The sequence below is a fragment of the Collinsella aerofaciens genome, assembly GCF_015561195.1.
Taxonomy (GTDB): Bacteria; Actinomycetota; Coriobacteriia; order Coriobacteriales; family Coriobacteriaceae; genus Collinsella; species Collinsella aerofaciens_AC.
In genome coordinates, this window is record NZ_JADMSU010000007.1 from 101720 (window position 1) to 124795 (window position 23076).

Consider the following 23076-nt stretch of genomic DNA (forward strand, 5'->3'; position numbering starts at 1 on the left):
TGAACGGCGATATGTTTACCCGATGCCCAGCGATAGCCCAACAGCCCGCCAAAACAAAGCGCCCTAAACGGTAGGTTCAATCCCCAGGTGCTCAAAGGTGCGAAGGGTTGCCTGACGGCCCTGCGGCGTACGAATCATCAACCCGCACTGCAGCAGATAGGGCTCATAGACATCCTCGAGCGTGCCCGGGTCCTCGCCCACCGCGCTGGCAAGCGTTGTCAGGCCCACGGCACGTCCGGAGAACGTCTTAGCGAGTGTCTCCAAAATGCGAATATCCATCCAGTCCAGACCAAGCTCATCGATCTCGAAGAACTCGAGCGCCTGACGGCAAATATCAAGCTCAATGGGACCGTTGCCACGCACCTGCGCATAGTCGCGCACGCGCTTGAGCAAACGGTTAGCCAAGCGCGGCGTGCCACGCGAGCGTGAGCCGATCTCGAGCGCGCTCGGATGGTCTATTGTCACACCCAGGATGGACGCCGAGCGTGTCACAATCTGCGCGAGTTCTTCGACCGTGTAGTAATCCAAGCGATATGAAATGCCAAAGCGGTCGCGCAGCGGGCCAGTCAGCATACCCGAGCGGGTCGTTGCCGCCACCAGCGTAAACTTGGGGATATCCAGGCGAATCGATCGTGCGGCCGGGCCTTTACCGATCACGATATCGAGGGCAAAGTCCTCCATCGCGGGGTACAGGACCTCCTCGACCGAGCGGTTGAGGCGGTGGATCTCGTCGATAAACAGCACGTCACCCGGCTGCAAGTTAGTAAGAATGGCTGCCAGGTCGCCGGTGCGCGCGATGGCAGGGCCACTCGTGGTCTTGATCTGAGCGCCCAGCTCGTTGGCGATAACCGTAGCCAGCGTGGTCTTGCCCAGACCCGGAGGGCCCGAGAAGATCACGTGGTCGAGCGTCTCGCCACGGCTCTGCGCCGCTTCGATCAACACGCGCAGGCTCTGCTTGATATGCTCCTGGCCGCAGTAATCGTCCAGGCGCTGGGGGCGCAAAGTGCGATCGACATCGAGGTCCTCGGCCGTCAGCTCCGAGCCCACCATGCGTTCACCGTGCGCCATGGATGCCGCCGGCGAGTTGCCAGGCGTCGCCCACAGGTCCTGAGAGTCATCGGCTTCCCACATCACGCATCCATTCCGAGTCGCTTAAGCGCCGCGCCGAGCAGATCCTCGACACGCATATCCTGCCCATCATACCCGCTCAGGGCAACATCGGTCTCCTGCGGGCTAAAGCCCATGGAAAGGAGTGCCGCACGGGCGTCATCGATCGCCGAGGGAGCAGCAGCGGGCACGGGCATCGCAACCTGGCCGGGAATCACGTCGGCCGGGACAAAGCCCTTGTCCTTGGCAAAGGTGCTCTTGAGCTCCAGGATCAGACGCTGAGCTGTCTTTTTGCCCACACCGGGCACCTTGGCCATGCCCTTGTCGTCCTCGGCCATCACCAGCGAATACAGCTGCCCCACGGTATAGGTGGAAAGCACGGCGAGCGCCAGGCGCGGGCCAACGCCCGAAACGGACACGAGCCGGTCGAACATCGTGCGCTCATCCTTAGAGGAAAAACCGAAAAGTGTCATGGCGTCCTCGCGCACCTGCATGCGCGTGTAGAGGCGGACCTCGCCGCCGGGCGTCGGCAACGTGGCCGCAGTGCTGCCCGAGATGCCGAGTTCAAAGCCAACGCCCGACACGTCGACGACAGCAGAGCTCATCGTGGCCTCGACAAGCGTTCCGTGGAGCTGGGAAATCATCAGTATCCGGTTCCTCTCTGTTGATAGAACTCGCCGCCGGTAAGCGCCCGGGTGCGGCTGAGGTTAACGTGGCAGATGGCGCAGGCCAGGGCATCGGCGGCATGGTCGGGATGCGGGTCGTGATCGAGCTGCGTGAGCGTGCGCACCATGTAGGCGACCTGCCGCTTATCTGCGGCACCGGTACCCACCACAGCCTGCTTAATCTGCATAGGCGTGTACTCGCCGATCTCGAGTGCGCATTCCGAAAGAGCCACGAGCGCAGCGCCGCGGGCATGCGCCGTAGGGATGGCCGAGCGAACGTTGGCGCCAAAGTAGATGCTCTCGATGGCAGCGGTATCGGGTCGATAACGCTCCACGACACCCTTGAGGTCGCGGGCGATATGCGACAGGCGCACCGCGAGCGGACTACCCGCGCTGGTCTCGATACAACCGTAGGCACGGCAGCGAACCTCACCGCGCCGCTCCTCGATAATCCCCCAACCCGTATGAGCCAAACCGGGGTCGATGCCCAAAATGACCAAGCCAACCTCCCCTCGCCTTTTACCAAGCGCAAGGCAAGGCCCCGCGCACTACTCACGAACGTCTGTTCTAGAATAACACAACGGGGCCGAGATGCTTAGTTGAAGTGTCGGGGTTGGAAGCGAATCCTATCCCATAGTTAGTTCTGCGAGAAGAACGGGAACTGCCTCGGATCCACCGGCGGATGCGGCATCGGCGTGCCCTGGGGTCCACCCTGCGGGCCACCCTGGCCGCCCATCATCTTATCGATGGCGTCCTGGACCTCGCCCTCAAACTTCTTTATACCCTCGTGCAGGCGGCGCTGGCCGTCCTCGGAGCGCAGCTCCTCCATCTGCTCGGGCGAAATACCCAGCAGCTCACCCAAAATGCCCATCATCTCACCGCGCATACGGTCACTCGTATCGTCGTCGGCAAAGCGACGCACCTCGGCGCGCGCCAGCGAATCAACCGTCATGCGCTCCTTGCCGTTAAGCCCCAGATCGGACCACGCGAGCATGTACGGCCAGGCGCGCTCGACAAACGAACGGGCCGAGACGATCGGCGTCGTCGGCAGCATGCGGCGGGCGGCCTCGCCCTGACGCACGAGCATCAGCAGCAGCGAGCAGGCCTCGGGCTTGCCGGCGGCCATCGGGATGTCGTCGAAGGGTCGGTTGCGGTCCACGTGCGACTCGAGCGCGCCATCGACCTCACCCGGCTCAAGCCCGCCGAGCAGCTGTGCCGCGCGGTCGAGCATATCGACCGGACCGTCGAGCGTCGAGAGCGCCTGCGCCAGCACTCGCTCCATACAATCTTCCACCGCGTTGAGCGTCACGAGCTCTTGGGGCACCACGGCAGACGTGCGGTTGCGCACACGCGCCACAAACTCAAGCGTTGACAGGTACACATCGCCAAAGGGCGCGTAATCGCCCTGGTAGCCGCCGCAAAGCGCCGGCGCCGCCAGCGCGTACTCGGTTTTGGACAGCGGGCTCAGCGCCATCGCACCCAACTCGAGCGCCGTGTCCTCCAGCATGAGGCCCAGCGTACGCGAGCGCAGACGCTCGGCATCGCCCGCCGACACGTCGCGATCGAGCACACGCGCCGCATCCGGCGCATCGCGCTCGACGATGCGAATGTGCAGACGCTCAGCGATGGCGCGGACGGCGGCACAGCGGGCAGCCTCGGCCTCTTCCTGCGCCGGCGTAAAGATACGGTTACGCCCCAGCACCAGGCCAATCACATTACGCGGGCCCAGAGCGTCGACGGCCAGCGCCGCCAGCAGGGACGACGGCAAGTCGCCCTCGAGTGCCACCACAGCACGCGACGCACCGTGGGCTCGGGCGTTGTCGCGCACGGCGAGCACCAGCGCCTGCCACAGCCACTCCTCGGAACGGAACTCGGGCAGTTCGTGATCTTCCAGGGCATCGAGCATCACGCCGCGCTGAATCTCCTGAACCAGCAGGCTCTCCTCAAAACACGGCGCCTGGGCCACCACGCGACCACAGTCGTCGAGCACAAACGAACCGCCGGTATACACCGACTCGTCATAGGCACCGACCGGCGCCATGCAGGCAAACCACACGCTGCGCTTGGATGCGATCTTGCGGTAGGCGCCGCTGCGTACGGCGGCAATGGCAGCAGTCTCGCGGTCGGTCATGTCAAACGCGTTGAATTGGAAATACGCAATGAGGTCAACACCGGTCGGCAACATCTCGAGTTCGCGGTCCAAGTCAAAAATCACGGCGATGCGCACGCCGTCCACGTCGAACACCGGCGGCGCCCAACGCGTGTCGTTGTTCTCACCACGCTGCAGGGCAATGCTCGAACGCGCCGGCACCACATGACCGTCCCTGAGCATCATGTAGTCGAGCAGCGGCTGGCCCTCAAACGAAACCGCCGCGGGCACGATGCAGATCATGTCAAGCTCCTGGATACGCTCGGCGACACCAGTCAAGCCGGCAAGCATGTCGTGCTCAAAGTCGGCAGTGCCCACCAGGCCCCCGGGCATGGCGCCCATAAAGAGCGGAGCCGGAACGCACAGCACGCGCGCCCCGCGCTCGTGGGCCAGACGAGCCTGGTCCTCGATGCGGCCGCAAATGCCCTCAATATCACCCAGGCGCATATCGATCTGTGCAAGCGCGAGCTTCATGGCTCAGCCCTTTCCGTCGTAAACCATCGTTGTCGTAGTAAAAGCGCCGGCCGCATAATGCAGTCGGCGCTCGCATGTGCATATGCTAGCTATGATACCCCGAGCGGGGGCGCGCTCCTAGAACGTCGCGGACCACAGCCCGTGCAGGTTGCAGTAGGCATAGACGGTACCGGTCTTGGAACCGCCGGCAAAAAACGTCGCGGGCTTCATGCCGGGCTCAAGGTAATGGACCTCTAAGCGGCCCTCGGCCTCAAGGGCGATCCACTCAATATAGTGCTCGGGCAGGCTGGGGTGCTCGACCGAGCCAACGCGTGCGCGAATCACGTGACCGTCGCGCTCGGTCTCGACAACAGGCACGTGCTTCTCGTGCGCCGCGTCCTCAGTGTTCGCGGTCAGCTCCGTGCAGCCGGCAGGGGTTGCAACGTCGTTGCCAAGGGCGGCAATGAGCTTACCGTCGGGGTCCTTAAAGAATTTCGCCATGATGTTCTCCTTTGCTGATGTGCCAATGTTCTTGATGGTTCTTATGCCCAAAGGCAGACAAACCATCCACGGCATTGCAAATGAACACATAACGGGCAGGGACGATGGGGCAGCGTGTGCCATCCGCCCTGGCGACCCCACCCGAGCGGGTTAGCGCCCGTCGCCGCCCAGCAGTGCCAGAACATCTTCGCGGGTAAACAGCGCCGACGAGATGCCGTCGCCGCCGAGCACGCTGTTGACCAGGTCGCGCTTGGACTCCTGCATCTGCATAATGCGTTCCTCGATCGTGTCCTTGGCGATGAGCTTGTACACGGTCACGGTATGTTGCTGGCCAATACGATGCGCGCGGTCGGTCGCTTGGTCCTGCGCCGCCACGTTCCACCACGGGTCATAGTGGATGACCACGTCGGCCGCCGTCAGGTTGAGGCCCACGCCGCCCGCCTTGAGCGAAATCAAAAAGACCGGAACCTCGCCCGCTTGGAACTGCGCGACCATCTTGGCGCGGCTCTCCTTAGACGAAGCGCCCGTGAGCTTAAGGAAGGCGATGTCCTCCTTGGCCAAGCGCTTACCGATGATATCGAGCATGCCCGTAAACTGGCTGAACAACAGGATGCGATGCCCACCGTCGAGTGCGCCGTGTACGAGCTCCATACACGTATCGAGCTTGGCGCTCCCCGCCTTGTAATCCTCGTAGTGTAGACGCGGGTCGCAGCAGATCTGGCGCAGCTTGGTGAGCTCGGCGAGCACCTTGAGCTTGTCTTTCTTAAACTCCCCAGCCTCGCGGTGCTGCACCTGCTGGGCGATACGGTCCTGGTTTGCCAGGTAAAGCTTGCGCTGCTCACCGGTGAGCTGAGCCACGACAGTGTCCTCGATCTTTTCGGGCAGGTCGGCCACCACGTCTTCCTTAACACGGCGCAGCACAAACGGCGACACGAGCGCCTGCAGGCGAGCGGCGCCATCGCCCTCGGCATGCTCGACGGGACTCTCAAAGCGCTTGGCAAACGACTCGCGCGTGCCCAGCAGGCCCGGCATCAAAAAGTCGAAGATGCTCCAAAGCTCGGACAAGCGGTTTTCGATGGGCGTGCCCGTCAGGGCAAAGCGCGCGCCGGCAGGCAGGCGCTTTGCGGCGCGCGCCACCTGCGTGAGCGGGTTTTTAATGTACTGGGCCTCATCGAGCACCACGCGGGCAAAATCCTGCTCGACGTACTCGTCGATATCGCGCCGCATAAGGTCATACGACGTTACGACCACGTTATGCTCGGCCACGCCGGCAATCTGTACACGACGTTGAGCCTTGGCGCCCACGATAGCGCACACATCGAGCGACGGGGCAAAGCGCTCCAGCTCGGCAGTCCAGTTGTACACAAGCGACGCAGGGCACACCACAAGCGTGGGCTTAGCGTCCCCCGCCTCCACGCGCGCCAGGATATGCGCGATCATCTGGAGCGTTTTGCCCAGGCCCATGTCGTCGGCCAAGATGCCGCCAAGGCCCAGGTGTTCGAGCGAGCCGAGCCACTGGTATCCGTCGACCTGGTAGCCACGCAGCGTGGCCTTGAGCGAGGCGGGTACCGTAAAGTCCATCTTGCCGAGCGTGTCCAGGCGCTCGACGGTGCGGCGGAACGCGGCGTCGCGATCGGCCTCGAGCGCCGGCGTGCGCGCGAGCATGCTATCGACAAAAAGGGTGCTCGACGCGGGAAGCGACACGCCGTCGAGCAGGTCGACGGCATCGACACCCAGATCTTCGGCAAGGCCAAACGCGGCGCGCGCTCCCTCATCCAGGCGCACGATGTCGCCGGACGTCAGGCGCGCAAACGTCTGGTGGCGCTTGTACGAGTCCAGATAGATGGCAAGATCTGCCGCCGAAAGCCCGCTCGCGCCCAGCTCGACATCGAGCAGATTGCTCTTGACGGTCGCACGAACCGAGAGTTTGGGCGCGGGACGCACCGAAATCTGGCGCAGACGGTCGCTGAGCATGACCTCACCCAGCTCGGACAGGGCGGACAGACCCTCGGTCAGCAGGCAGAACAAGCTCTCATCATCGCGCTCCTCAAACGCCAGGCCGCCCTCGTAGAAATCGAAGTACAGAGCCGCTGTATCCATAACGCGAAACTCCGCTATCTCGTCGCGGGGCGGCACGCCGGGGCGTTGCTCTTCGAAGGGACTGCCCGGAGCGCCCAGGCTAAAGAGATCCGCCGACCAATCGCCGTAGGTAACCGTAATCTTGCAGGTCACGAGCCCATCGTCGACGCCGATCGCCATAGCAAAGCTCGGCTCGGGTGCCACGGTATCGAGCGCGGCGGGCGCGGTGAGGTCGGTGTAGTCGCGCAAAATGGGCAGCGCCATACGGCAAAACTCCCCCACCTGCTCGGCGGCAATATGGGCGGGCGTGCGGCACGGCAGCAAGCGTGACAAAAAAGGTGCGGCATGCTGAGCAAATGCAGCGTCGGTACGGCGCGCGCGGCGCGTATCAACCAAGTAGGCGGCATCGCCCGACGCAAAGCAGTACATATCGGCGGGCAGGCGCAGGTCATAGCTACCACCAGCCGCCGGCGCGATTTTGGCGGCAAGGAGCGGCGGGCGCTTAGCGGACGCCTCGTCCTCCCCTTGCGGAGACAGCTCAACCGCCACGTCGTAGGTGCGATGCGTCGTCATCCCGCGCGACCAGGCGGGCTCAAAGGAGATGGTCTGGCCGCGCAGCAGGTCCAGCACATATACGATGCTATGCTCGGACAGCGGCAACTGACGCTCGGCAACAAAACCGCTGCGGGCAAAGTCGTACGACGCCGAACGCGAGCTTGTGATGTCATCGAGATAGGCAACTGTCGTCACAACAAGGTTGAGCAGCTTTGCCGATGTTTCGTCAAAGGCCTCAGGTGAATGGACAAACGTGAGCTTCTTGCCATAGGAGAACGTGCCGCCGCGCACGTAGGCATCAGCCATGCCGTCGATGTCCTTGACCACGTAGGACACCGAGCCGCAGCGAATGCGGAACTCGAGCGCCCAGCTAAAGCGGTCGGCGAACAGCGGATTGTAGTACGGCACCAACGAGGGCTCCAACACCGCTTTGGGGGCGTCGGGATCAACGGCACTGGCAAGCTTGCGGCGCATGCTCGCCAGCTCATCCATGCGCGCGTCCGAAAGATCGGAGAGCGCTGCCACAAGGCTCGGGCTCGTGGGGACGGGCGCCGGAAAGGGAAAGTTGGGGTTGACGGCCGGCGCTTTGGGTGCGGTGCGCGCGGGCTGTTTCGACTGCGCCGTAAACGTGCGAACCGGCGTGCGCAGCCCCTCAACAGGCTCAATGCCGCTGGTGTCCAGGTACGCCAGCGCTGTGGCGATGGCGTGCTTGCACATACCGGGATAGCGGTATGCGGCGGGGCAGTCGCAGTCGTAGTCGATAACCTCGTGCTCGTCCATGTCGAGCGCCACGTGCGTCTTGTACAGGTCACCGCGCGAGCCGCGCACCGTGCCCTCGACCGTCACGTTTTTGGAGAAGCGCGAGCCGCTGTCCTCGATCGACAGCACGGCACCGTTGAGCATGAGCGAACGCCCCTTCATAAAGGTGCCGCTCAGCGCCGCCTCTTTCCGGAGCGCCTGCACAAACGTCCCCTGCGCCATCACTTCCTCCAATCTCACCCCGGGTAGCTTAGATAACCGTCACGCGGCCCTGGTTACCCACGATGGCCTTGGCCTCGGCCAGCAGCGGAATCGAGCGCGCGTTGACCTTGGCCGGCACCTCGGCACGCAGCACGCGCCCGTCCACCTGCTCGATAAAGATCTCCACGCGGTCGCCGCCCGGGTTGGCGGTAAGCACCGTGGCAAGACGCGCCATATTGCCCTGGCTAAAGCGGCTGTTGGGCACCATGACCTCAAACACCTTGGGCTTGTTGTTCTCCTCGTTAAGCTCCAGCGGCACAATCTCCTGCGCGATGATCTGGTCGCCGCGGTCCGAGCGCTCGAGCTTGCCCTTAATGCGCACAAAGGCATCGGACAGCTGCGCGCCGGTCTCGGGATCGACCTCGCCGTACAGGTACCCCTCGGCCTCTTTATAGGTCTTGGGGAACACGACGACGGTGGCCTCGCCTTCCATGTCCTCGAGCTGCACGATGCCCATGGGGTCACCGTTTTTGGTCACGCGCTTGGACACGCTCGAGACCATGCCGGCCCACCACAGCGCCTTGCCCTCGGGAATCTCCTGGTTGATGGTGCCGCCCGTAGGATTCTGAACTTCGTAGCCGGTGTCGATCTGCGAGAACGAGAAGTCACGCGCCTTGGCTAGTGCATACTCAAACGGGCGCAGCGGATGGTCCGAGACATAGATGCCCAGAACCTCCTTCTCCTGACTCAGCTTGAGGTGTCGGTCCCATTCCTGGCCGTCCGGATCGGGCACGCTGACCTCGAAGCCCGAGCCCTCAACGTCGCCAAACATATCGAAGAACGAGGTCTGGCCGCTCGCGCGGTCCTTCTGGCGCTTTATCGCGGCGTCGATGATGTTCTCGGGGTTGTTCTTGTCCACAAAGTGCATCATCTGACGACGCGGATACCCCGTGGAGTCGAAGGCGCCCGCCTTGATGAGCGATTCGATTACGCGACGGTTGGCCTGGCTCGAGTCCACGCGCTCGACAAAGTCGTGCAGTGTCTTAAACGGACCGCCCGCCTCGCGCTCGGCGATAATCGCCTGCGCCACGCCGGTGCCCACGCCGCGGATGCCGGCCAGACCAAAGCGCACGCCCTCCTTGGTAGCCGTGAACTCGGTACCGGACTCGTTGACATCTGGCGACAGCACGGGGATGCCGTCGTGACGGCACGCCGAGACGTAGTGCACGATCTTGTCGGTCTTGCCCGTATAGGACGTCAGAACGGCCGCCATGTACTCGTGCGGATAGTGCGCCTTGAGCCACGCCGTCTGCATAACCAGGATGGCGTAGCCGGCGGAGTGCGACTTGTTGAAGGCGTAGGACGCGAACTCGAGAACATCGTCCCAAATCTTCTGGGCGACCTCGCGCGTATAGTTGTTCTTGATGGCGCCGTTCATCCAGTGGTCGTAGGTGGTCTCGTCGGAGCCATCCTCCCAGTGGAGCACCGTCGACGTGAGCAGCTTGATTTTCTTCTTAGCCACGGGCTTACGGATACGCGAGTCCGATTCGCCCTTGGAGAAGCCGCACATCTCGACGGAGATGAGCATAACCTGCTCCTGGTAGACCATGGTGCCGTAGGTTTCGCCCAGGATGTCGTCCAGGCGGTCGTCGTAGGAGACGGCCGGCTCCTTGCCGTTCATACGGTTGATGTAGGACGAAACCATGCCGGCGCCCAGCGGGCCCGGGCGGTACAGAGCGATCAATGCCACGACGTGCTTGTACTCGGTGGGCTTCATGTTCTTGATCGTGGCCGTCATGCCGGCGGACTCGACCTGGAAGACGCCGGCGGTGTGGCCGGAACCCATGAGCTTAAAGATCTCGGGATCGTCAAAGGGGATCTCTTCCTCTTTGATGTCGATGCCGAAGTTCTTTTTGATGTTTGCCTTGGCCTTGGAGATAACCGTCAGCGTGCGCAGGCCCAAGAAGTCCATCTTGAGCAGGCCCATGTCGGCAACGGTATGGCCCTCGTACTGGGTAATCTCGACGCCGCCCTTGGTGTCGAGCTTGGTGGGCACATGCTCGTTGACGGGGTCGCGGCAGATCAGAACGGCGCACGCGTGCACGCCCTCGCCACGGGTGAGGCCCTCAATCGAGAGCGCCGTGTCGATGATGCGGCGGGCGTCGTCATCCTTTTTATAGGCCTCGGCAAAGTCGGGGTTAAACAGGTCCTCTTTGCCGGGTTGCTTTTCGAGCACCTGCTTGAGCTTGAGCTTGGGGTCGCTCGAGACCATCTTGGACAGACGCTGGCCCATGTAGACCGGGTAGTCCAGGACGCGAGCGGCGTCGTTGATGGCCTGCTTGGCCTTAATGGTCGAGTAGGTGATGACGTGGGTGACCTTCTCGGGGCCGTAGAGCTGGCGAACGTGCTCCACGACCTCGAGGCGCCGCTCATCGTCGAAGTCCATATCGATATCGGGCATCTCGGTACGCTGCGGGGACAGGAACCTCTCGAACATCAGGCCGTTCTCGAGCGGGTCGAACGCGGTGATGTTCATGGCGTAGGCGACGATAGCGCCGGCAGCCGAGCCACGGCCGGGGCCGACGCCGATGCCGTTGTCCTTGGCCCATTGCACGTACTCGGCAACAATCAAAAAGTAGGCGGCAAAGCCCTTGTCGCAGATGACTTTGTATTCGTACTCAAAGCGCTCTTTGATGTTGACGCCACCGATCTCGCGCGTGGCCCAGTCGTCACCATAGTGCTGGCGCAGGCCCTTCTCGCACTCGCGGCGGAACTGGCTCTCGTGTGTCTCGCCGGGGTCGAGCAGCGGGAAGCGCGGCAGGATGATGGAGTCCCAGTCCAGCTCTACGTAGCACTTGTCGGCGATCTCGAGCGTGTTGTCGCAGGCCTCGGGGCAATACGGGAACATCGCCCGCATCTCCTCCTCGGTCTTCATATAAAACTCCGATCCGGTCATGCGCATGCGGTTGGGGTCGTCGACCTTGGCGTTCATGCCAATGCACATGATGACGTCCTGCACGGGAGCGTCCTCGCGGCGCAGGTAGTGAAAGTCGTTAGTGGCAATGACCTTGACGCCCACCTGCTTGGCGATATCGATGAGCGTGCGATCCATCTGCTCGTCGGTCAGGCCGTTGTCGGTGGTGATGCCGTGTTCCTGAATCTCGATGTAAAAGTCGCCGGGGTCAAAGGTATCGCGGAAGGTCTCGGCCCACTTGATGGCGCCTTCCATGTCGCCGCGGTCGATGTATTTGGGGATGATGCCCGCGATGCAGGCGCTCGTGCAGATCATGCCCTTGGCGTGGCGGCGCAGGTTGTCGAGCGTCACGCGCGGCTTGTAGTAAAAGCCCTGCACGGCTGCCTCGGAAACCGTCTGCATCAGGTTGACGTAGCCCTCCTGGTCCTTGGCCAGAAGGATCATGTGGTAGAGCTCGGGCTTGTGGTCGCGGGCGAGCGTCTCGTCCGGCGTAAAGTAGACCTCGCAGCCAAAGATGGGTTTGATGACCAGGGGCGGCTTGAGCTCGTCGATGTTGCCCTTCTCGTCCCACATGGCCATGTCCTTCACATACTGGGCATGCTCGCGCGGGTTTGCCTCGGGATCGGGCTCCACCAGCTCGTCGCGGCGATCCTTTTCCAAGAAGGCCTTGTCGTGGCTCCATGTCTTGTACTCGGGCGTGTTGTGGTTGACGGCGTCGCAGGCCAGCGCCAGGTCGGGCACGCCGTACATGTAGCCGTGGTCGGTAATGGCCACGGCGGGCATGCCAAGCTCAACGGCACGATTGACCATATCCTGGATACGGGTTGCGCCGTCGAGCATGGAGAAAACAGTGTGATTGTGCAGATGGACAAATGCCATGTGATGAGCTCCGATGCGGGTTCGTGTTCTGACTGAACGATTTTACCCCACGGCACGGACAGCACCCGAACCTAGCCAAACCAACACGGGTAGTCAATTTGGGACCTTCAAAAAGGGGAATGAGGGCATCCAGATATATCGAGTATTACTGGAACCCCGGCGATGCGCGGAATGATTTGTGACGAATAGTCATGTCCATCAAGAAGGCTCGACGCTTCGGATAGCTCGTCAATCGATATATCAATTCTTGGAGACCTGTATTCCAACCATTTTTAATGAAACAACGGCGGTAATTGCTATCGCGATTGCACCAATAATACCGAGCGCTATCTGAATGGGATATAACCCCAACACATGTCCAAATATGGAGAAAAACACTGCAGAAAAGAGAGCCCTTACCAGAGACGCGACGGAAAGGATCGTCGCGCGGAGATCGTCCGCTATCGCGTCTTGGATTAAGTTTTCCGAAGTGATGTACACCACTTCTGGGAGAAAACAAAGCACCATGCTAAGGCCAAACAAACACAGCGGATTTGAAGCGAACCACGGAAGAATCATGAAAAGGCCAGCCTCGATTAGCATCGAGCCGAGCATGGTATTTCTTTTCCCGAAACGCAATGAGAAGAAATCTGCTGCAATGTAGGCCGTCGCATTTACTGCATAGGATGCACCGAAAAAGATTCCTATTATGGAGACGGGAGCATCAAATGCGTCGAATACCAACTGATTCAAGTTGTAATAACTCCCATAGAATCCATCGAGCATGCTTGTGCCGATTAGAAGAAGCAATACCGCAAAAGCGGATTCTCCAACACGCCAGGTTTCGCGTCTGAACATCTTGGCCGCGTCAAACCTTCCCTTTTCAGAGCTTTCAGAACGGGTCGCTTCCGTCCTCTCAATGGGATACAGAAGGAAAAGCTGCAGGAGATAGAAAACGGAGACACATACGTAGAGGGCGCTCCAAGATACTTGGGCAATGAAAGATCCGAGCACAATCGCCATTCCCGTCGCGATTGATTGCGCGGCAAGCAGCCGAGCGTTGATGGTGAGGAAACGCTCTCCTTGACCGGCATTCCGGGCAATTTCATATAAAAGTGCTTGTTCGGATCCCGATTGAAGGGAGTAGGCGAGTGCCTCAACAAGGGAAAGCACGACAAGAAAGGGACCTGAGAGCAACAGCATGCCAGCCGTATGGAAGAAAAGCAGCAGCACGCCCACTTGAATCGAAAACTTCTTTCCAAAGAAATCGCCTATCAGCCCTGTTGGCAGCTCGAGGACGACCGTTGTAATGTTAAACAGGGCTTGATAAAGCGCGATTTCCGTGACAGACATTCCTTTCTCCGCAAGGAAAAGTAGAAACACTCCCCGATTTAAAACAAATCCCGCGAGAACGAAAAAGGCGGAATAGATGTGCAGTTGCGTAGCGGCATTCTTATTCATTTGGCACTTCCATCAACTACTTTTGTCGGGCCGCTCGCTACTGACTCGAAGCCTGAAGTGTTCACAGTTGATGTGAAGAGCGGTAAAGCTTTTGCACAGGGTATCAATGGAATACATCCGAAGCGTTTTCGGCAGTATCATCGGCGAAGGCGGGATTAGCCTTTACGCGGCGCTCACCCTCGATGTATTTGACGATTTGATCAATCGTCTGGTTGGCGTGGCTCTTGAGCTTGCGCTCATAGAAGAAGAGGCCGAGCTTGCCGCGCGTGCCAGACGTGTTGCCACCCACACCCTAAAATCCTCGGTATAGGTGAGCTCGCAGGCACCATCGCCAGCAGGTGCAGCCTCATAGCGCATAGTATTGATGCCCGCCGCATACTGAAAACGGACCTCATAGAGACACGGGTAGTCAAAGTGCTTGATTTTAACCTTGATCGCCATGCCCTTGGCCTTGCCTTTTGCGGACTGGGCGCGCTTCTCGTACTTATAGCCGTTGAGCTTGTTGCGGCTGGGACGCTTGCCCGTGGCGTTCTCGATATCCTGCATGATGGACCCCGCCAGAGCGTCAAAAAGCTCCTCCGGCGTCACCTTAAGCGTTTTGGCGAGCTGCATGATGGCTCCTTATTCGTTTGAACCGTTCGAGCCATTGTACCGCCCCAGGCTCTCCCATGCGTTGCGGTGAAATGCGGACTGTTTGGCGGCTTTTTTGGCCAAAACAGTCCGTATTCCACCGCAAGTTATTGAGGGCTAGAGGCTGTAGGTGACCACCTGAGGCTCGCACGGGTTGGCGGGGTCGACTTGCTCCACGCGGACGAACTTGACGGTCACGGCCTCAAAGCCCGCCTTGTGCAGAACATCAGCGTAAACGCGCGCCTGCAGGGCGTGCTTCTCCTGCAGCTGTTCCGGCGTCTCGTCCGGTGTGCCGCCCGTCTTGTAGTCGATGACCAGCGCGCGTGACGAATCCGCCGGGTTCGTCGCCAAAGCATCGATGGCGCCCTCGGCATATGCACCGTAGCGAGCGATGTCCTCATCCTCGCAGCCCAGCGAAAAGAACGGCACCTCGGCGCGAACGCACGGCCAGGCAAGCAGCTCGGCACGGACCGCCGACTTGAGCCAGCGATCCAGGGCAACGTCGAAGCGTTCGCGCTGTTCCGGCGTCAGGCGCCACAGGCGAGCCAGGGCGTCGGCACGCTCGGCGGGCAGCGCATCGGCACCCATCTCGATCAGCCACTGGCAGGCGGCATGGAACGCCGAGCCCAGCGCCATGGGGTTGCCGGCGGGCTCAACGGCGGCCACGCCTGCATCCGTCATCTCGGAACCATCCGACTCCGCATCATCGCCAGCCTCGTCCATGGGCACATGCGCCTCGGCGGCTCGGTCCTCGGACTCGGCATGCAGCGCCGCGGCAATTGACGAGTAGCTGTACGAATCGCGCGCCGGATACGGGCAGGTGCCCATGCGCACGCCCGCCGCCTGGGGATACACGAGCTCAAACGCATCGGGCTCGGGGTCGGCTGGACCGGGAACAGCGGCGTGGGCATCCGCACCGGCACCCTCCGGCTCCGCATCGCCGCGGACAAGCCTGCCCTCGACATCCAGCGAAGCGTTGACCTCAAACGCCTGCTCGCCAAACGTAAAGTCCGCCAGCGAGATGAGCTCGTAGTCGCCCGGCTTGGAGTTGTCGAACACCAAACGGTCGCTATCGAGCTGCGGTATGTCCAGGCTGTCGGTCGGCAGGATGCGGCGCAGCACGTCGTAGGTCAGATCCGTCTCGACATCGAAGGTCGGCGCCGTCACCTTGCCGCGGCTCACGCCGACATCCATCGCCAGAATGACCAGCTCGCGCGCTCGCGTCATGGCGACATAGAGCAAGCGAGCCCGCTCCTCGAGCGAAAGCTGCAGGTCGTCGTTGCGCAGGCGAACGAATGCCTCGGCGGGAGAACCCGTCGCGCAGACATCCTCCATGAGCTCCGGCGGCAACCATAGCGACGTGCCCTTACCCTTAAACGCATGCTCAAACTGCTTTTTGACGTCATCGCCCTTTACGAACGTGCCGTCCGCGAGTTTAACGCCGTCGAAGCGTGCCGGCAGCGCCACGACCTGCGCTCCACCCTCGACACGCCCCATCTGAGCCGCACCCGAGGACTTACGCACGCCAAAGCACTCCGCAACCGCCACGACCGGATACTCCAGGCCCTTGGAGGCATGCACCGTCATGATGCGCACCGCGCCGTCGCCCTCCTCGTTGAGGGCGCCTGGGGCCTCCTTGCCCGCCAAGAAGCGGTCGAAGGCAAGCGCAATGGAACGCGGCGAGTTACCGAACTCGGCCTCCGCCTCGGCCACGGCATCGAGCGCCTTAAGCACGTTGGCGGCAATGGCCTTGCCCTCGGGACCACGCTGTGCCAGACGCACAAACCAGCCGGAAGCGTTGACAGTATCGCGCGCGATGGCGGCGAACGAATCGCGGCCCACGCGACGAAGCGCATACCGCAGCACCTCGCGGGCGCGCGTCACGAGCGGCAAGTCTTGCAAACCCGGCACATCGGAATCGCTCATGATGCCCACGTCGATGTTGCGGCGCGAGGTCTCCCCCGTCTGGTCGTCCAGCTTGGTCGCCAGCGCCAGGAACTCCTGGGCGCCGAGCGCAAACATCGGCGAGGCGAGCAGTGGCATAAGGCCCTGCGCCGTATCGACCGGATTGGCGAGCGCGCACACCAGAGCGCGCACCGTCTGCACCTCGGCAGCCTGGGCAAAGACCGAGCCGCCTGCGATCACGCAGTCGAGCCCTTGGTCGCGGAAGGCCTGCGCATAGACATCGGCGTTGGTCATGCGGCCCAGCAGCAGGACCATGCTGCCCTGGGGCTGCCCCGCTTTGACGAGCGCTTGGAACCGCTCGGCAATCGCACGAGCTTTCGCCTGCGTTCGCTCCTGCGTGCTGCCACCGGCAACGAAGACCGCCTGGCGGCGCGAAGCCTTTGCCTTGAGCTTGTCCTCGCGTTCGTCGCTCGGTTCAAGATCCAAGAACCCCTGCATCAAACCACCGGTGTCGCCGTCAAAGACGCGCGCCACATAGCGCAGCACCTCGTCGTGGCTGCGGAAGTTGCGTACAAGCTTGACAAGCTCGCCGGCGGGGGCATCGGACGTGGCGACCGTCTCGGACGCCGTCGTCGAACCCACCTTGCGCTCCTGGCGACGGAACACCTCGACCTCGGCACCACGGAAGCGGTAGATCGACTGCTGTGCATCGCCCACGGTACACAGCGCACGCTCACCCGCGCCGGTCAGGTAACGGATCAGGTCGACCTGCATCTGGTCGGTATCCTGGAACTCGTCGATCATGACCATCTTAAAGCGGCCCTCATAGGCCGCTCGAATAGCCGGGTAGTCGCGCAGCGCCTCGTACGCCATACGCAGTAGGTCGTTGTTATCGAGCGCGGACTGGCCGGCCTTCAGCGCGCGATACTCAGCCTCCACGGAACGGGCCAGGCCCACCAGCGCATCGAGTGCGGGACCACCGCAGGCCAGCACGATATTGATAAACGCATCGGCAGCCTCGGCCTTGAGTAGCTCCACCTGCTCCTTAGAAAACGCCTTGCTCGCCCGAGGCATGCTGCACGACATCATGAGTCGCGCCGCATCCTCCATGGTTTTGCCGCTCGCCTCAAACGCGTCGATGGCGTCGAGTGCCACCTGTGCCTTTTCGGTCGCGGCCTTGCTCGCACCCAACGCCGCGCGATAGGCGTCGGCAAGCGCCGAGGTGTCAGCCTGGCCGCGCGCCACGCACACATCGTCCATGCCGCCCGGCAGCTGGCTCGATAGCTCCAGCAGGTCGCGCACCAGTCCTTTAATGGTGGTACCGGCGCCAAACGGCCCACCCTCGCCCGCCATGGGATACCAAGCGTAGAGGGCCTTAAGCGAAGCGGCGAGCTCGGGGGCGGCATCGGGCGCCGTCGCGCGGGCCAGCACATGCTCAACAGCCTGGTCCATAAGCTCGTCGGTATCGGTGAGCACCGTGAACTCGGGATCGATGCCCAGCTCCAACGCATGTGCGCGCAGGATACGCGAGCACATGCCGTGAATGGTCGAGATCCACGCATCGTCGACGGTCAGGGCTTCCTCGTCCATGCCCTCGTCGATGAGCGCGCGGCGCACACGGTCACGGATCTCGGCCGCGGCGTCTTTGGTAAAGGTAATGGCGAGCACCTGGTCCAGATGCTCAACGAACGGACCGGATTCGGGCGAGAGCGCGTAGACGATGCGGCGCGTGAGGGTAAAGGTCTTGCCCGAACCGGCACCCGCCGAGACAAACAGCGGACGGTCGAGCGTTTTGACGATCTGCAGCTGTTGCGGCATCAAAGTCGAAAGATCCATGGTCTACACGTCCCTCCTTACAAACGTTCCTTCGTGGTTATACGAGCAGCGCGCATGCGCGGCCTGCGTCGACGCCGGGTCGACGGCGGCAACGTTGCCTGCCTCGAGCTCGCGCAGGCGCTCGGCGATGCCGTCCTCCACGCGATCGAGCAGGGCGTCGAAGTCCATGCTGCCGCCCTCGCCGGGAAAGCCCTTCTTAAGCCCCGGGATGCGGCCGTCACCACGCTCCTCCTCGAGCAGCTCGGCACTCGCGGCGCCTCGCAGCGCCGGTTTGCCGCCCTTGGTCGAAAAATAGAGCGCCGCGCGGGTGTCCAGATCCAGCGCCCGGCGCATAGCCTGCGCATAGATAAGCGTCTGGGTATGGGGCGGCAGCCACCGCGGATCGTCGATGGGCGCCGTGCCTGATTCCTCGTCGCGCACCGTAGGGTCGGCGAGCTTAAACTCCTCAACGCCCGTGCGATGCTTGTAGTCGATTACCACGGCGCGATTCTCGGCGTCCACGTCCACGCGGTCGATGCGCCCGCCAAGCGGCCAGCCGGCATACTCGACCTGGAGCTCGTTGAACGCAAACTCCAGGTAGCGCGGCGCGAAGGGCGCGAGCGCCTCGGCTTCATAGGCAAGCACGCCCTCCAGCTGCGGCAAAATCTCGGCCACTTGGCGCTCCTCCACTGGAGAGAGCGGCACCAGCGGGCCCTCGGTACCGCGCTTGCCGGCGTGCTCGGCCAGGGTCTCGGCAAAGACCTCGTGCAGCAGCTCCTGAGCACGTGGCAAGTTCTCGGGCGTCACGCGCTCCATGCCCTCCTGGGGCAGACGGGCATGCAAGTGCTCCAGCACGTCATGGACAAAGTTGCCCTTCTCCATGTTGCCAAAGCCGGCGTCGATCGACTGGGGTTTGACGCGATACGAGACGAACCAGCACAGCGGGCAGGTCGAATAGGCCTCGATCTGCGAGGCAGACGTCAGGCGCGGCACCAGCGGCGCATCCTCGCCCTCGCCATCGCGACGGCGCAGGACCAGATACGGAATGGCTTCATCGCTCAGATGCTGAGGAGCTTCGCAGGTCACGCGCTCGCGCCTAAGACCTTCGCCTGCCGCGGGATCGAAGTCCCTTACGATATCGCCCTCACCCACGCACTTCGCCTTGTCGGCGCCAACGGCCTTAGCGTCGTCAGCGGCCTTGTCGGCGTCAGCGGCCTTAGCATCGTTAGCGGCCTCGGCATGCGCCCGCAACTCGGTCCACACGGCCGCCGGATAGCACTCGCGCGCCTGACGATCGTGGGTCACACGGGCGAGCGTAACCGGACCACGCGACGCTTGTATCGCGCGGCCAAAGCGTGCGCGCAGCAAGGCCGCAGGCTCAAGCGTCACGCCCTCGCGACCGAGGCTCGCCGTCAGCGTGGTCAGCGGCCCCTCTTCGTGTGAGAGCGGATAGCTGTCCAGATCGACATCGGCAAACAGCACGGCATCGTAGCTGCCGGGGCGCAGAGCCGCCGCATCGGCAAGCGAAGCAAAGCGAACCTGGGCGCGTGGCGCACGGTCAACCTCGTAGGTCTCGTAATCGTAGGCGGCGCTACGCTTGTCCACCTTGGTTCGAATGTCGTCGAGCACGGGCACGGTCGCGGCCTGCGACACGTCGAGCGCACGGGCGCCATTCATAAGGATGTCGATGACGTGGCGCAGCAGGGCCACCTCCGCCTGGCGACGGGCCTGACCGTCGAGACCGCCAAGTGCGCGATCGGGCAGTGCCTCGGCAACGGCAAGCATGGCCTTGAGCGCCGTCACGGGTTTGTCGCGCCACAGCGCCTGGAACACGTCCGAGATCACGCACGGCACGTTCTTAAACCAGTTCTCGTCACTCGCCGCTTTACGCGCGCCCCTCACCTGGCCCTGCACGCTCTGCAGCAGGCTCTTGACGCCCGCAGTGGTCTTGCTGCGCGACAGTCGCATATTCTTGTCGAACGTGCGCGCGCTGGCGGCGTCGGCACCCGAAAGCGGGCTGTAAATCCAGTCGGTAAGCTCCGGAGCGGGCCACCACTCAGTCTTAGAAGCTGCCCCTTCGTCGGCGGCCTTCATACGCTCGATCAGGTTGGCGAGCGCCGTGAACTGCCTGCCCGCAATGGATTGGGAAAACGCCGTGAACTCGGCCGTCTCGGCAGCAACGTGGCGCGCCGCCAAACGAGCGGCAAGCTCGCCGAACAGCTGGGGTGCCCGGGCAGAAACAACGAGCACGCGTACGGGGTCGGCGGGTGTTGCAGCAACTTTATCGTCCTTGGACTCCTTGTGCGCTTTCACCAACTTATCGATGACGTCCGCATAAGCATGGGCACGGGCATGGGGGCCGGCGACCTCAATAAAGGCAGGCTGAGCAGCGGACTTGGAGGCAGTCTGGGGCGCGGCGGCGCCCTCCCCCAGCGGCGCGATCCCAAACAGCACACCGCGGACATCAAATGCCGCGGCAAGCTCCTCGCGCATCGCCGCTTGCTCGCGGGCAAGCAGCACGACAACCTCTCCCCCGTTGTTTGCCACGGCGGACAGCAGCTCGAGCAGGCTATACGTAAATGACGTGACGCCGCGCACGCAAACGGCGCGGGCGCACCCCGGCAGGTTGTCGGCCAAAGCGCCGGCCATAATGTCAGCCGCCTCGCAGGGCTCGACCATATCTCGACGGTCCAAACCGCGCGCATAGGCGCACAAAAGTTCAAACACGCGAGCCTCGGCGTCGCTTTTGGGCTTGGGCTTGCAAACGTTGTCGCAGCAACGCTCGGTGCCTGTCCCTGCCACACCCGGCAGCACATCGCGAGCCATACGCGCGAGCATACGCACCGTGCCCTGGCTGCGCGAAAGCGGCTGCAGGTCGGCGTCGTCGAGGCGCGCTACCATGTCCGAAAACAGCATCTGGCGCTGCAGGTTGTCGACGAAACCGCGCCCGTCGCCCAAAAGCTCCCAAAGCGAGCGAAGCCACGATGTAGGCGTCTTGTAGTCAATACCCAGCGAAACGCCGGCTTCCGCCGCATCATGACGGCACAGGTCGAGCTCGGCAAACGTTGGCGCCAGCAGCACGGCACGCCCGTGGCGGGCAATAAGGTCGGCAAGCAGCGCCGCCTCGGCATCGCTCAAATCCGCGCCGGCGTTGGTGGTATAGATTCGAACAGGCATGGTCCTCCACTCAAACCGTTCGCAATATTCAATGCTTTCATCCTACCCGCCCGCGCGGACAGATTTGCCCTACGCCAACAGATTTGACCCCTTGGAGACGGAGGAAAATGGATCACCGAGGAGGTCAGTCTAACCCAGTGATCCGTTTTCCTCCGTCCCCAAAGGATCAAAAAACCGCCCCCGAAGGGACGGTTCTGCGCAATTCGTTTTTACCGCTGGCCTACTCGCCATCCTCCAGCTTGATGAGGATCTTGCGATAGCCGCCGTACTCGCCGTTGAGTGCCTTGGACACGCGGCTCACCGTAGTGGACGAAGCGCCGGTGCGGGCCTGAACCTCAACATAAGGCTCGCCCTCATCCAGATAACGCGCAACCTGCAGACGTTGCGAAAGATCGCAGATCTCGCGCGGCGTGCAGATATCGGTCAAAAACGCCTGGATATCCTTCTCGTCATCCAAAAGACTAAATGCGTGGACCAGCTGCTTGACATCAGGCTTGTCAAACATGTTCTCGATATTCATCGATCACCGCCAAACCCGCCATAAGGCATCGAAGTTGATACTGACATCGGGCATCGTTCGCCCGTTCTATGCAATAGGGCAACGCCTGTGGCTTTTGCCCGTAGCAGTGTAGCACACCACCAAACTAAAGCGACAAGACTCTCTGCCAGCGGCGCGTTTTTCAGGACGAACGCCGTTTTGAAACCGAATGCGCACGTAAGCTCCACGAATATCTGAGACAATGGGCGGCCGAACAAGGCGGCACACCCGAGCGGCCGTCCAAGCTGCCGCAGCAAACCGCTTCACGCGACGCCGACGCACCCTGCGCAAGAAAGGATTCGCACCATGCGCTTTATGCTTAACTGGCTCTTTACCTCGATCGCCATCGCGATTGCCACGTTCCTCGTCCCCGGCATCCAGCCCTTCGGTTTTGCCGAGGCCTGGGTCTGTTTCGCCTTCGTGGGACTGTTCCTGAACATCGTCGATTCGCTCGTCAAGCCGTTCCTGACGGTTATCTCGCTGCCGCTCACGATCATTACGCTGGGTATTTTTCAGCTCGTAGTCAACAGCTTTATGCTCGAGCTGGCCAGCTATCTGTCGGTCAATCTGCTGGGCGCGGGTATCTCCATCGCCAGCTTTGGATCGGCCTTCATGGGCAGCATCCTGGTGTCCATCATGCGCAGCATCCTCGACAGCATCGCCGAGGGCTAAAACGGCCATTCCGGCCGCGCCCGTCTCAACAGCCCAAAACGAAGGCCGCCCATCACAAAAATGGGCGGCCTTCTTATTTGCCAAGTCTCAAAGGGCGAGAGAATCTGCCATTTCCACCCCGTCCCCAAATGGCAGGTGGGCTAGATCACGTAGTCGTAGCCTTCGTTGGGAGCGACAAGTTGATCGAGCGTCACACCGTCGAGGTAGTCGTTGATAAGCTTGTCCAGGTTCTTCCACACGTCGAGCGTGGGGCACTCGTCAGAGCGCGAACAACCCTTGCAGTCGCCATCCAGGCAGGCGACCGGCGCCAGGCTGCCCTCGGTCAGGCGCAAGATCTCGCCCACCGTGTACTGCTCAGGCGGGCGCGTGAGCACATAGCCGCCGCCCTTGCCGCGCATGCCCGAGAGCATGTTGGCGCGCACGAGCGTAGCCAGAATATTCTCGAGGTACTTCTCCGAAATACCCTGACGCGCCGCAATCTCTTTAAGCGGGATACGGCCTGTCGCCTGGTGCTCGGCCAGGTCGACCATAACGCGCAGGGCATATCTGCCCTTTGTGGAAACCAACATATATATAG

At 62.1% G+C, this 23076-nt stretch carries 14 protein-coding genes; 1 reads left to right on the top strand and 13 read right to left on the bottom strand.

Going from position 1 to position 23076, the window contains the following annotated elements; genetic code table 11:
• Positions 1 to 63: 63 nt before the first annotated feature.
• The 12 genes from ruvB to I2H81_RS07895 all read right to left on the bottom strand — a co-directional run bounded on the left by ruvB (position 64) and on the right by I2H81_RS07895 (position 21809).
• Positions 64 to 1131, bottom strand: a complete 1068-nt coding sequence (gene ruvB / locus I2H81_RS07840; protein WP_117776913.1) for a Holliday junction branch migration DNA helicase RuvB — start codon at positions 1129 to 1131, stop codon at positions 64 to 66.
• The gene (ruvA, locus tag I2H81_RS07845) at positions 1131 to 1751 is read right to left on the bottom strand and encodes a Holliday junction branch migration protein RuvA (protein ID WP_195645164.1); all 621 of its coding nucleotides are present in this window, start codon (positions 1749 to 1751) and stop codon (positions 1131 to 1133) included. Before ruvA ends, ruvB begins: the two co-directional genes overlap by 1 nt.
• Complete coding sequence (gene ruvC, locus I2H81_RS07850; protein ID WP_035137351.1) at positions 1751 to 2272, bottom strand: crossover junction endodeoxyribonuclease RuvC; 522 nt, start codon at positions 2270 to 2272, stop codon at positions 1751 to 1753. The genes ruvA and ruvC overlap by 1 nt, the downstream gene beginning before the upstream one ends.
• 137 nt (positions 2273 to 2409) lie before the next feature.
• On the bottom strand, positions 2410 to 4395 hold the full coding sequence (locus I2H81_RS07855; protein WP_195645165.1) for an NAD(+) synthetase: 1986 nt from the start codon (positions 4393 to 4395) through the stop codon (positions 2410 to 2412).
• A gap of 117 nt (positions 4396 to 4512) precedes the next feature.
• Entirely contained in the window at positions 4513 to 4875 is a 363-nt protein-coding gene (locus I2H81_RS07860; protein WP_089572163.1) for a desulfoferrodoxin family protein, read from the bottom strand.
• A gap of 150 nt (positions 4876 to 5025) precedes the next feature.
• Positions 5026 to 8490 (bottom strand): DEAD/DEAH box helicase, encoded by a 3465-nt coding sequence (locus I2H81_RS07865; protein ID WP_195645166.1) that lies wholly within the window; start codon positions 8488 to 8490, stop codon positions 5026 to 5028.
• 28 nt (positions 8491 to 8518) lie between these two features.
• Entirely contained in the window at positions 8519 to 12322 is a 3804-nt protein-coding gene (gene dnaE, locus I2H81_RS07870) for a DNA polymerase III subunit alpha (RefSeq protein WP_195645167.1), read from the bottom strand.
• Positions 12323 to 12562: 240 nt separating this feature from the next.
• Positions 12563 to 13762 carry an MFS transporter gene (locus I2H81_RS07875; RefSeq protein ID WP_195645168.1) on the bottom strand — a complete coding sequence of 400 codons (1200 nt, stop codon included), beginning with the start codon at positions 13760 to 13762 and terminating at the stop codon, positions 12563 to 12565.
• 162 nt (positions 13763 to 13924) lie between these two features.
• Entirely contained in the window at positions 13925 to 14374 is a 450-nt protein-coding gene (locus tag I2H81_RS07880; RefSeq protein ID WP_195645169.1) for a DUF3284 domain-containing protein, read from the bottom strand.
• 135 nt (positions 14375 to 14509) lie between these two features.
• Positions 14510 to 18133, bottom strand: a complete 3624-nt coding sequence (locus I2H81_RS07885; RefSeq protein WP_195645170.1) for a UvrD-helicase domain-containing protein — start codon at positions 18131 to 18133, stop codon at positions 14510 to 14512.
• A gap of 3 nt (positions 18134 to 18136) precedes the next feature.
• Positions 18137 to 21289 carry a PD-(D/E)XK nuclease family protein gene (locus I2H81_RS07890; RefSeq protein WP_195645171.1) on the bottom strand — a complete coding sequence of 1051 codons (3153 nt, stop codon included), beginning with the start codon at positions 21287 to 21289 and terminating at the stop codon, positions 18137 to 18139.
• A gap of 220 nt (positions 21290 to 21509) precedes the next feature.
• Positions 21510 to 21809, bottom strand: coding sequence for a YerC/YecD family TrpR-related protein (locus I2H81_RS07895; protein WP_022094855.1), 300 nt, complete (start codon positions 21807 to 21809; stop codon positions 21510 to 21512).
• Positions 21810 to 22133: 324 nt separating this feature from the next.
• Here I2H81_RS07895 and I2H81_RS07900 point away from each other — a divergent pair, with 324 nt between their 5' ends.
• A complete protein-coding gene (locus I2H81_RS07900) occupies positions 22134 to 22499 on the top strand; it encodes a phage holin family protein (RefSeq protein WP_055250947.1) in 366 nt (121 codons plus the stop codon).
• Between the two features lie 140 nt (positions 22500 to 22639).
• Here the strand turns inward: I2H81_RS07900 and I2H81_RS07905 are convergent, their stop codons facing one another.
• Entirely contained in the window at positions 22640 to 23068 is a 429-nt protein-coding gene (locus I2H81_RS07905; protein WP_117564502.1) for an RrF2 family transcriptional regulator, read from the bottom strand.
• Positions 23069 to 23076 lie beyond the last annotated feature (8 nt).

Bases quoted from the DNA above. Each gene is read 5' to 3' on its own strand.
- ruvB (WP_117776913.1), bottom strand. From the start codon at position 1,131: ATGTGGGAAGCCGATGACTCTCAGGACCTGTGGGCGACGCCTGGCAAC.
- ruvA (WP_195645164.1), bottom strand. From the start codon at position 1,751: ATGATTTCCCAGCTCCACGGAACGCTTGTCGAGGCCACGATGAGCTCT.
- I2H81_RS07855 (WP_195645165.1), bottom strand. From the start codon at position 4,395: ATGAAGCTCGCGCTTGCACAGATCGATATGCGCCTGGGTGATATTGAG.
- I2H81_RS07860 (WP_089572163.1), bottom strand. From the start codon at position 4,875: ATGGCGAAATTCTTTAAGGACCCCGACGGTAAGCTCATTGCCGCCCTT.
- I2H81_RS07865 (WP_195645166.1), bottom strand. From the start codon at position 8,490: ATGGCGCAGGGGACGTTTGTGCAGGCGCTCCGGAAAGAGGCGGCGCTG.
- dnaE (WP_195645167.1), bottom strand. From the start codon at position 12,322: ATGGCATTTGTCCATCTGCACAATCACACTGTTTTCTCCATGCTCGAC.
- I2H81_RS07875 (WP_195645168.1), bottom strand. From the start codon at position 13,762: ATGAATAAGAATGCCGCTACGCAACTGCACATCTATTCCGCCTTTTTC.
- I2H81_RS07880 (WP_195645169.1), bottom strand. From the start codon at position 14,374: ATGCAGCTCGCCAAAACGCTTAAGGTGACGCCGGAGGAGCTTTTTGAC.
- I2H81_RS07885 (WP_195645170.1), bottom strand. From the start codon at position 18,133: ATGGATCTTTCGACTTTGATGCCGCAACAGCTGCAGATCGTCAAAACG.
- I2H81_RS07890 (WP_195645171.1), bottom strand. From the start codon at position 21,289: ATGCCTGTTCGAATCTATACCACCAACGCCGGCGCGGATTTGAGCGAT.
- I2H81_RS07895 (WP_022094855.1), bottom strand. From the start codon at position 21,809: ATGAATATCGAGAACATGTTTGACAAGCCTGATGTCAAGCAGCTGGTC.
- I2H81_RS07900 (WP_055250947.1), top strand. From the start codon at position 22,134: ATGCGCTTTATGCTTAACTGGCTCTTTACCTCGATCGCCATCGCGATT.
- I2H81_RS07905 (WP_117564502.1), bottom strand. From the start codon at position 23,068: ATGTTGGTTTCCACAAAGGGCAGATATGCCCTGCGCGTTATGGTCGAC.